General features: G+C 59.7%; 4 protein-coding genes and 1 pseudogene. All 5 read left to right on the top strand.

The window, feature by feature from the left end:
• Positions 1–523 precede the first annotated feature (523 nt).
• Positions 524–2,293, top strand: coding sequence for an SLC13 family permease (locus tag ACJWXQ_RS01320; RefSeq protein ID WP_406671989.1), 1,770 nt, complete (start codon positions 524–526; stop codon positions 2,291–2,293).
• A 221-nt stretch (positions 2,294–2,514) separates the two neighbouring features.
• A complete protein-coding gene (locus ACJWXQ_RS01315) occupies positions 2,515–2,736 on the top strand; it encodes a DUF6290 family protein (protein WP_406671988.1) in 222 nt (73 codons plus the stop codon).
• Positions 2,711–2,986 carry a type II toxin-antitoxin system RelE family toxin gene (locus tag ACJWXQ_RS01310; RefSeq protein WP_406671987.1) on the top strand — a complete coding sequence of 92 codons (276 nt, stop codon included), beginning with the start codon at positions 2,711–2,713 and terminating at the stop codon, positions 2,984–2,986. The genes ACJWXQ_RS01315 and ACJWXQ_RS01310 overlap by 26 nt, the downstream gene beginning before the upstream one ends.
• A 157-nt stretch (positions 2,987–3,143) precedes the next feature.
• Complete coding sequence (locus ACJWXQ_RS01305; protein WP_406671986.1) at positions 3,144–3,362, top strand: GxxExxY protein; 219 nt, start codon at positions 3,144–3,146, stop codon at positions 3,360–3,362.
• Between the two features lie 100 nt (positions 3,363–3,462).
• Positions 3,463–3,661: pseudogene (locus ACJWXQ_RS01300) on the top strand (adenylyltransferase); the annotation flags it as partial.

Raw genomic sequence — 3,661 nt, 5'->3', positions numbered from 1 at the left:
GAGGGTCTTCTCGCGCTAAAACTCTTTGCCTGGGAAGAACGTGCGGCATAGGAACCAGGGCGGGATGCAGGAGACGTTGCATATCTCCTGACCAATGCAGAGAGAATTTCAGGTGTTGACGACATATATGACCACCACCCAGATGTGGCCGAGGCGCACGATTACGATCTTCACTTGGCGGCAATCGCAGTTCTAGCCCTCAGGTCTGGCAAGATACTGGAGCCCAAGGAGAAGCAGTTCCTTCTGGAGACGTTGGGGACGGAGGTCGACCAGAGCACCGCTTCGCTCCTCGTGCGAGAGCTGGACCGCTACATTCCCACAGCCGATGCCGAGCGGGTTTTGCACATGATTGTCGCGATGCGCGACGGTTTTCTACGTGCAGCCAGAGACGGGCCGGACTAGGCCCTTCGTCATTTTCCCTTATTCCCCAAGCCGCAAAGGATATGCGCAAGCCATCTTTGTAATTCCCGCCGCCCTCGCTGAGAATTGGGCGCTCACTGGGGTTGTTCGGAGAATCTCCCACATGGGTTTCGAGGCCTGGGTCACGATTGCCGTGCTTGCGCTGCTGCTGGGCTTGCTGGTTTTCAGCCGCCTGGCGGTGGATGTGTTGTTTGTGGCAGCCCTGGCGGCACTGCTGGTTTTTGGGGTGATCGGGCCGGACCAGGCCCTGGCGGGCTTTGCCAATGAGGGCCTGGCCACAGTGGCGGTGCTCTATGTGGTGGTGGCGGGGCTTCGCGATACCGGTGCGACCCAGTGGATTGCGGCCCGGGTGTTGGGCCGGCCGCGCTCGGCGGTGGGCAGCCAGGCCCGGGTGACGTTGCCGGTGGCGGCTTTCTCGGCCTTTCTCAACAACACCCCGGTGGTGGCGATGATGATTCCCACCATCAGCGAATGGGCGCGCAAGTTCGGTCTGTCCCGTTCCCGCTTGCTGATGCCTCTGAGCTATGCCGCCATTCTCGGTGGCAGCTGCACCCTGATCGGGACCAGCACGACCCTGATCGTCAACGGCTATCTATTGCGGACCGAGGGTGAGCGGGGCCTGGGCTTTTTCGAGATCGCCTGGGTGGGGTTGCCGGTCGCCGTGGCGGGTTTGCTGCTGATGCTGCTGTTTGGGCGCTGGCTGTTTCCGGAGCGCGAATCCATCAGCCGGCAGGTGGAAAATCCCCGTGAGTACAGCGTGGAGATGCTGGTACGCGCCGATGGGCCCCTGGTGGGCCAGACGGTGGAAGAGGCCGGGCTGCGGCATCTGGCGGGCTCCTATCTGGTGGAAATCGAGCGCCGGGGGGAACTCATTCCGGCCGTCTCGCCGAGCGAGCGCCTGCAGGCGGACGACCGGCTGGTGTTCGTGGGGGTGCCGGATGCGGTGGTGGAGCTGCAGAAGATCCGTGGCCTGGTGCCGGCGACCAATCAGGTCTTCAAGCTGGATGGGCCGCGCAGCCAGCGGACCATGGTGGAGGCGGTGGTCTCCGAGTCCTGCCCCCTGGTGGGCCAGACGATTCGGGACGGGCGTTTCCGTAATCGCTATGGGGCGGTGGTGATTGCAGTGGCCCGGGAGGGGCGGCGGCTGAAGGCCAAGCCCGGCGATATCCGATTGCGCCCCGGCGACAGTCTCTTTCTCGAAACCCGGCCGGGCTTTGCCGAGCAGTATGGCTATTCCCGGGATTTTTATTTGGTCAGCCAGCTCAACGATTCCAGCCCGCCCCGACATGAACATGCCCTGCCGGCGGGTCTGTTGTTGGCGGGCATGGTGCTGCTGGCGACCACTGGTTTGCTGAGCATCTTTCAGGCTGCCTTGCTGGCTGCATTGGGTATGCTTGCATTCCGTTGCACCACGGCCTCCAATGCCCGCCGCCAGGTGGACTGGCAGGTTCTGATTGTCATTGGCGCAGCCTTTGGTATTGGCGGAGCCTTGCATGAAACCGGCGTAGCGGAAAGCTTTGCCGCATCCATGGTGGGCCTGGTCGGCAGTAACCCCTGGCTGACACTGGCAGTTATCTATGTAATCACGGCCTTGTTCAGTGCATTGATTACAAACAATGCGGCGGCCGTTCTCATGATTCCCGTGGCTTTGTCAGCCGCCCAATCACTCGATGTCAATTTCCTCCCCTTCGCGATCACCCTCATGATCGCCGCCTCGGCAAGCTTCATGACCCCCATGGGCTACCAGACCAACCTGATGGTCTACGGGCCGGGGGGCTACCAGTTCAACGACTACATCAAGGCCGGCCTGCCCATGACCCTCGTGACCGGCCTCGTGGCGGTGGGGATAATCCCGCTGGTCTGGGGTTTTTGATGGCGGCCTCGCGCCAAGACGCTGAGACGCTGAGAAGGATAAAATTCAAAGGATTGCCTCGCGCAAAGAACGCCAAGGGACGCAAAGGAAGGCGGGGGAATGTTCGGGCGGCCTGGCGTGGATCCCGGGAATCGCGGAATTGGGTGGCGTCGGGCTGGCGTGGCCAGCGGTTCCGGAGTACAATGAATACATTGATTACATGTATTCATTAGGAGGCTCCCATGCCGACCACCGTTCGCCTCAGCCCAGAGGCCGAGAATCGCCTTAACCAGCTCGCAAAGGCTACCGGGCGCAGTAAGGCGTTTTATCTTCGCCGGCTGGTCGAAGACCATCTCGACGACCTCGAAGACATCTATCTCGCCGAGCAGCGTCTCGAGGAGCTGCGTGCTGGTCGTAGTCATACCGTAAAGGCTGAGGATGTCTGGGGTGATTTGGCAGATTGAGTTTGAGCAAGCCGCTGCCAGGGAATTCAGAAAGCTTGACCCACAGACTCAGCGGCGAATCCGAGACTACCTGAAGAACCGAGTCCTTGCGGTGGACGATCCGCGGTCGAAGGGCAAGGCTCTCAAGGGGTCGATGCATGTGCTATGGCGGTACCGGATCGGTAATTATCGCGTCGTATGTGATATCCGGGATAGTGAGCTTTTGATCCTTATCGTGCGAGTCGCTCACCGGCGAGAGGTCTACGACTGAATAATCCCAATCTATTGCGAGAAGAGCGGATCGAATCAAGTAATGGCCTCGCGCCAAGGGCGCTAAGGGGGCGGAGGAAAGGCAATTCAGAGGCGGGAATTTCGCGCAGAGACGCTGAGACGCAGAGGGAGAAAAGATTGTAAGGAAGGGGGCGGTTGTGGATGAGAATGCTATTGGGACTCAGGTGATTGGGGCATCGATTAGGGTGCATGAAGGTTTGGGACCCGGCTTGCTGGAGAGCGTGTATGAAACCGCTCTGGCCTATGAACTGGAAGAAGCCGGGTTGTCCGTGAAGCGGCAAGTGCCGGTCCCGATCGTTTATCGGCGCACCGGTTCTCAAGCGCGGCATCGTCCGCTGCGTAAACCGACTGCCTGAACCTGGAGTCACAGCTACAGACTGAATTTCTCTGCGTCTCTGCGTCTCAGCGTCTCTGCGCGAGTATCGATTTTTATTTTTTTAGTGAAGGAGTTCGATTGTGAGTGAGTCACATTTGATTGAGCCGCATGGTGGCAAGTTGATGGATTTGTTTGTTGGTGAGGACAAGGCCGAGGCTTTGAAGAAGGAAGCCGTGGATTTGCCTTCTTTGGACCTTACCGATCGCCAGCTTTGTGATCTGGAGTTAATGCTGACCGGCGGCTTTTCGCCCCTGGACGGTTTTCTGCGTAAGGCGGATT

Origin of the sequence: Natronospira sp., assembly GCF_007134575.1 — a bacterium.
In the GTDB taxonomy this organism is placed as follows: domain Bacteria; phylum Pseudomonadota; class Gammaproteobacteria; order Natronospirales; family Natronospiraceae; genus Natronospira; species Natronospira elongata.
The sequence above is the reverse complement of the archived record's forward strand: the minus strand, read 5'-3'. Positions and strand labels throughout refer to the sequence as shown.

Excerpts from the sequence above, each read along its gene's own strand:
- ACJWXQ_RS01315 (WP_406671988.1), top strand. The coding sequence starts at position 2,515 with ATGCCGACCACCGTTCGCCTCAGCCCAGAGGCCGAGAATCGCCTTAAC.
- ACJWXQ_RS01320 (WP_406671989.1), top strand. The coding sequence starts at position 524 with ATGGGTTTCGAGGCCTGGGTCACGATTGCCGTGCTTGCGCTGCTGCTG.
- ACJWXQ_RS01310 (WP_406671987.1), top strand. The coding sequence starts at position 2,711 with ATGTCTGGGGTGATTTGGCAGATTGAGTTTGAGCAAGCCGCTGCCAGG.